7 protein-coding genes are annotated in these 6406 nt (G+C 60.7%); all 7 read left to right on the top strand.

From position 1 onward, the window contains the following. The coding region (locus ACFFAR_RS21590) for a phospholipase domain-containing protein (protein ID WP_375508433.1) at positions 1-603 on the top strand (603 nt) is incomplete at its 5' end. Between the two features lie 258 nt (positions 604-861). Then, positions 862-2082, top strand: a complete 1221-nt coding sequence (thrS, locus tag ACFFAR_RS21585) for a threonine--tRNA ligase (protein WP_375508432.1) — start codon at positions 862-864, stop codon at positions 2080-2082. A 39-nt stretch (positions 2083-2121) separates the two neighbouring features. After that, positions 2122-2550, top strand: coding sequence for a DUF3597 family protein (locus ACFFAR_RS21580; protein ID WP_174363736.1), 429 nt, complete (start codon positions 2122-2124; stop codon positions 2548-2550). Positions 2551-2617: 67 nt separating this feature from the next. After that, a complete protein-coding gene (locus ACFFAR_RS21575; RefSeq protein WP_174363737.1) occupies positions 2618-3238 on the top strand; it encodes a hypothetical protein in 621 nt (206 codons plus the stop codon). A gap of 236 nt (positions 3239-3474) precedes the next feature. Further along, positions 3475-4491 carry a porin gene (locus tag ACFFAR_RS21570; protein WP_062002130.1) on the top strand — a complete coding sequence of 339 codons (1017 nt, stop codon included), beginning with the start codon at positions 3475-3477 and terminating at the stop codon, positions 4489-4491. A gap of 72 nt (positions 4492-4563) precedes the next feature. Further along, a complete protein-coding gene (locus ACFFAR_RS21565; protein WP_174363738.1) occupies positions 4564-5289 on the top strand; it encodes a GntR family transcriptional regulator in 726 nt (241 codons plus the stop codon). Next, on the top strand, positions 5289-6326 hold the full coding sequence (locus tag ACFFAR_RS21560) for an ADP-ribosylglycohydrolase family protein (protein ID WP_174363739.1): 1038 nt from the start codon (positions 5289-5291) through the stop codon (positions 6324-6326). The genes ACFFAR_RS21565 and ACFFAR_RS21560 overlap by 1 nt, the downstream gene beginning before the upstream one ends. Positions 6327-6406: the final 80 nt, after the last annotated feature.

Raw genomic sequence — 6406 nt, 5'->3', positions numbered from 1 at the left:
TATGAGTTGCACGTGAACAGTCAGGTAGACGCAGATCGCAAGCAGTTCGCGCTGCAATTCTCCAATACGGGTTCGCAAGGCGCGCACTTCTACGTGTACTCCGCGAACCGCACCGATGGCCCGTGGCGCTATACGGTCGAGGCCGGCAAGACGTTGCGTGAAACGTTCGATCTCAGCACGACTGCAGGCGTCTATGCATTCACGGTGTACGGACCCAACGGTTTCGTGCGCGAGTTCGCGGGCAATGCAGCGCAGTCGAAGGGCGGCGGTTTGTTCAACAAACCGGCTCATCCGGAAGTTGTCGCGCAGTACGACGTGGCGAACGGCAACGTGTTCCTGAAGTTCTCGAGCAAGGGGGGAGGCTTCGCGAAGTTATCGGTGATCGACAACGCCTACGGCGCGCAACCGCGACATGTGATCGTGCCGCCGCTCGGTTCGATCGAAGAGCCGTGGATTCTAGCGGCAAGCCATCACTGGTACGACCTGAGCATCACCAGTAACGACGACGCTTCGTTCGTGCGCCGTCTTGCCGGGCACGTCGAGAACGGCCGCACGAGTATCAGCGATCCGGCGGCGGTCGCGCCGGTGACCACGTTCGTCTGAGATTGCAATGCAATATTGATGTTGACGGCAAACCCTTAAGCCATTTATTGTTTGTCTCATGAACTCGCATCTCTTCGCCCTTACGACCGCGACCACCACGACCACCTGCACAGGCGGGTCGTCTGGAGGTCGCGCGTATTAAAGCTTGAATGTGCGATTCCAGAAGGCCCCGCCGGAAACGGTCGGGGCCTTTTGCGTTGTGCGGCCCTTCGCCCCTCCGTTCCGGTTTCAAAGATCAACCACGAAACGGAGTGCGTCATGAACGATATCGATCATCGTCAATTGGGTAGCAAGCTGGATCTTTTCCATCAACAGGACGATGGGCCCGGCATGGTGTTCTGGCATCCGCGCGGGTGGGCGTTGTATCGCGTGATCGAGGGTTACATGCGGCGTCGAATGCGTAGCGCGGGGTTTCGCGAAGTGCGCACGCCGCAACTCCTCGCGCGTTCGCTCTGGGAGCGCAGCGGGCATTGGGACAAATTCCAGTCGGGCATGTACTCGCTCAGCGACGCCGAAGAGCACCGCGCGTATTGTCTCAAGCCCATGAGCTGTCCCTGTCATGTGCAGATTTTCAAGCAGCGTATTCGCTCTTACCGTGATCTGCCGATTCGATACAGCGAGTTCGGCGCATGTCATCGCGACGAACCGTCCGGTTCGCTCGAAGGCCTGAAGCGCACGCGCGCCTTTACGCAGGACGACGCGCACGTCTTCTGCGCCGAGGATCAGATAGAAGCCGAAGTACGAAGGTTCTGCGATCTGCTTCGTGTGGTCTACGCGGATCTCGGCTTCTCCACGTTCAACGTCATGCTCGCAACGCGGCCCGAGCAGCGCGCGGGCGCGGATGACGTCTGGGATCGCGCGGAAGCATCGCTTGCAAAGGCCGCGGCTGCCGCCGGCCTGGACTTCGAGCTACGTCCAGGCGAAGGCGCGTTCTACGGTCCAAAGCTCGAGTTCCATCTTGTCGACAGTCGTGGCCGCAACTGGCAATGCGGCACGATCCAGCTTGATTTCGTGCTGCCCGATCGACTCGATGCGAACTTCGTGAATGACCACGATGAACACATACGTCCAGTGATGATTCACCACGCGGTACTCGGCAGCATGGAGCGGTTCATTGCGATGCTGCTTGAACATCACGAAGGCTGGTTGCCGCTGTGGCTCGCGCCGGATCAGGTCGCGGTGGCGACGGTTTCAGAGGCCAGCATCGCATACGGTCAGCGGGTGACGAACGCGCTGGAGGACGCGGGCCTGCGAGTCATGTTCGATGACAGGCCCGAGCGCCTCGAACGGAAGGTCGTCGATGCACGCGAGCAGCGCGTCCCGGTTTTTCTGACGGTAGGCAAGCGCGATGAGCAAGCTGAGACGGTATCGCTGCGATTCAGGGATGGCACACAAAACACGCTATTGATGAGCGACGGTGTTGAACGCCTGCGTGAATTGGCGCGCGTGCCGACTGTGGAACGAAGGTTGCGCATGTGATGCAGGAGCTTGCAATCAAAGACCTGCCGGAGAGACGTCTTGAGCACTTTTACCAACATCCTCAACAAGATATTTCCGCAAGATCATCCGGCGAATACAGCGTCGGCGGGCGCGACCGCGCCCGCTGCGCCGCCATCGCCGAATGCTGATCCCTCAAGCGGATCGACCGTCGCGGCGAGCAACGTCCAGCCTCCGGTTGCCGCGCTGCCGCCGGTCGATGTCGAAGCCGTACTGATCGAGCGGCAAGGGGGCGTCAACACGCAATTGAACTGGCGTTCATCGATTGTGGATTTGCTGAAGCTGCTCGATCTGGACAGTTCGCTGGATGCCCGCAAGGAACTCGCCGCCGAACTCAACTATCCAGGAAGCACCGAAGACAGTGCTGCGATGAATATATGGTTGCACAAACAAGTCATGCAAAAGCTTGCCGACAACGGCGGTCAGGTCCCCGCGGATCTGAAAAGCTGAAAAGATTTGATGTCATCGCATCATGAATCCGCAGCGCAAATGCACGAACAGGAGACAGGAGACGAATATGGTCAGGAAAAACGGCATGGACCCGGTCGAGCTGGGCATCGCGTTGATCGAGGAGCAGTTGCTCGCGCTCGTGCTGTATGCGAGCACGGTGGGAAGCTGGATCGACAAGGACAAGACGCCGCCCGATCTCGCTGCGGCCAACACCTTGCTCAGGCGCAAGCGTTCACGTTCCGAGCCGCAGACGCACATGGAAGACGGTACGCCCGGTGTTGAAGGTGAGGCGCTGGGCGTGGCGCAATCGTGGGCGGCGTTCCATCAGGACCCGCAACGCTTGTCCGTGGTGCTGCGGGTAGCGGGCACGAACGCAATTCTCGCGGTCGCCGATTTTTTCGAAGCGCACGACTTCTCCGAACTTAGAACGCCTGAAGTCCAGTTCCTGATGCGTCTTCGCGATGCCGCCACCAGCGGCAACACGTTTCGCATCGAGTCGGGCGAACGCATTCCGGTTGCATCGTTCAACGGTCTGGCGGTCTCGGACAAGCTGAACGGCTCGCCGCTGTTCGACGACGGCGTAACACCCGGCTTCGTCGAGTTCGGCGACATCGCCGCGCTGTTGCGTTATCTCGTCGATCACCTCCGTGGCGCACAAACCCTGATCAGCGACGGCGACGCCGGCTGATTCCACGCATCACACGGGCCGCACTCTGATGCGGCCCGTTTTCCGCTACATTCCCCGCCGTTCAGTCCCTCCATTCCCCCAAGGGTTTCCCCTCATTAATTCCCGCTTGACCAGTTCAATATGTCGTCTTAAATTCCGTACATGTTCCTACATGTACTTTTTAAAGGTGCAGGAAAGGAACAAGTCGCCGCGACTTGCGGCCTGCTTATTCATCGTCTCAATTCACGTCGCCCGCCATGAACATCCGCATTCCGGCCGCACTGGTCCTGATCTGTCTCGCCCCGGCGGCGAAGGCGCAATCGAGCGTCACGTTGTATGGCATCGTCGATGAGTTCGTGCAGGTGGTGAACACGGGCAGCGGTTATACGGGCGCGGTCGGTTCGTCGGGACAATGGGCGAGCCGCGTCGGCTTGCGCGGCACCGAGGACATTGGCGGCGGCAACCACATCAATTTCGATTTGCAGAATGGTTTCAATCCGAACGATGGCACCTTCGCATCGCCGGGAAGCATGTTCAACCGGCAGGCGTGGGTGGGCATTTCAGGCGGATGGGGTGAGGTGCGCGCGGGCCGCCAGAACTCGCCGATCTTCAACGATCAAGGCGGTCTCGACGCATTCGGCGCGGCCACGCAGGCATCCGGCTTCAGCAACTTGATGACGTTCACGGTGCGCACGAGCAATACGGTGTCGTACACGTCGCCGGTGATGGGCGGCCTGCAATTCAGCCTCTATTCGGGTTTTGGCGATGCCGGCGGCGTGCGCTCCGCAGGCTCCAGTTACCAGGCCGACGTGACTTACACGCATGGTCCGGTCGGCGCGGTTTTCGCGGCGCAGGCGGTCAAGAGCGCGGACGGCACCGCGACCGACAGAACCGAGGAAGCGGGTCTTTCGTATCAAATCGGCAAGACCACGCTGTTCGCCGGATGGAGCGGCTCGAAGTGGCGCGACATCAACCTTGACGTGAATGTTTATGGCGCATCGGCGCTCTATCAGTTCACGCCTTCGAGTGCATTGGCCGCGGGCTACACCTATCTCCACGATGAAACCGGGCAGGGCAATAACGCCAGCCAGATCTCCGCGCTCTATACGTATTCGTTGTCGAAGCGGACCAACATCTACAGCGCGTTGTCGTTCCTGCAAAACCGCGGGCAGGCGGCGTACCGGCTGGCGGGTTCGGCAAATGCCGGCTTGCCGCTTGCGTACAACGGCGCCGACGCGCGTGGCTTCCAGTTGGGCATCGTGCAACGATTTTAAGAGAAACATGTGCATACTTGTGCTTTTGCAGGGACCGGACGGTCCGGTTCCTGATGAGCACAGGGGTGGCAAATGGCAAAACGAGCAGTAAAAGCGGCGGAGGTCGGGCGTTCGAAGGCGCATATGGTCGCCGCCACGATCGAGCAGGAGATTTTGACGGGACGCCTGCCTTATGGGCAGCAACTGGAAAGCGAGAACGAACTGGTCGAGCGGTTCGCGGTCAGTCGCAACACGGTTCGCAAGGGACTCGATCTCCTGACCAATGGCGGATTGATTACACGCAAGGGCGGTATCGGTTCTTTCGTGACGTTCAACGGGCAGAACATCGACGGCACGCTCGGCTGGACCACCGCGATAGAAAAAGCAGGCGGCGCGCAAACGCGTTTGCTGCAGATCGCGCTGGTTGAAGACGAGACGCTCGCGCAGGAACTGAAGCTTGAGCGCAGCACGTTTGTCGCCATCGACCGGATGCGGGTGATGGGCGCCGAAGGGCTATGTATTTCGCTGGAACGCAGCCGTCTGCCTTTCAACGATGACCTCGCGGCGCTGCCGCTCGAAGGTCTCGTGGGCGGGTCGCTGAACCGGACGCTGATCGAGCATGGCATGGTGCCGCATCACGGCGAGCAGTGGGCGGAAGTAACTGGCCTGGAAGCTGCCGATGCACGCCTGCTCAAGCGTCGCGCGGGCACATCGTTCCTGCGTTCGCGGCGGCTCACGCGTGATCGGGAGGACCGCATTATCGAGTATGTCGTGAGCTTGCTGGACCCGGCTTTTTTTGCACTACACCTGGAATTCTGATGTCTTCGTCTTTGCATTCGACTCACCCCACATTGACCGATCGCGCCCGGGGCGCGTTCTATGGACTGGCATTGGGCGACGCGTTCGGCATGCCGACGCAATCGCTCAGCCGCGAACGGATCGTCGAGCAGTTCGGCCGTATCGACAAGCTTGAGAGCGCGTTTCCCGATCAGCCGATCGCACCGGACATGCCGGCGGGTTCGATCACCGACGACACCGAGCAGGCCATTCTCGTTGCGCATCTTCTCGCCGATAACAACGGCACGATCGAACCCCTCGCGTTCGCGCACGCGTTGATTGAATGGGAAGCGTCGATGAAGGCGCGCGGTTCGCTGGACCTGCTCGGGCCATCGACGAAACAGGCTATCGAACGCATCACCGCGGGTGAAGATCCGTTGCGCACGGGACGTTTTGGCACCACGAACGGCGCGGCCATGCGCGTGACGCCGGTCGGCATCGCGTTCGATCTGCGCCGGCAGGAACGGTTTATCGATGCAGTCGTGCAGTCTTGCGTCGTCACGCATAACACCACGCTTGGCATATCGAGCGCGGCGGCGGTGGCGGCGGCGGTATCGGCCGGGCTCAATGGCGCGACTCTGGGCGAAGCGCTTGAAGCCGGCATCGCGATGGCGCAAGCCGCCGAAACGCGCGGCTTCTGGGTTGCGGGCGGACGCATTGCGCCGCGCATTCGCCAGGCGCGCGAACTGATGCATCGAAGCGCAGAAGATGAAATCGTCAATGTGCTGTACGACGTGATCGGCACGTCGGTGGCATCGCAGGAATCGGTGGTCGCGACGTTCGCGCTCGCCTTCGATGCCGAGCGGCGCGGCAACAGCATCGAATCATCGTTGGGCAGGGCGGCGAGCCTCGGTGGCGACACCGACACCATTGCGGCCATGCTCGGCGCAATCCTCGGCGCGTGTGCGGGTTATGACGCGTTGCCGGCGAGTTGTATCGATACCGTCAGGCGTGTGAACACGCTTGATCTCGAACCGCTTGTCGACCGCTTGCTTGGACTGCGCGCCGCGACTGCCTGACGCGCTTTACCGCCTTTTACGTAGTTCCCTTTAATCTGGAGATCGGACTCAGATGGCTTCGTCACGCACGTCAAACAGCG

This window comes from uncultured Caballeronia sp. (assembly GCF_964243625.1).
GTDB lineage: Bacteria > Pseudomonadota > Gammaproteobacteria > Burkholderiales > Burkholderiaceae > Caballeronia.
The sequence above is the reverse complement of the archived record's forward strand: the minus strand, read 5'-3'. Positions and strand labels throughout refer to the sequence as shown.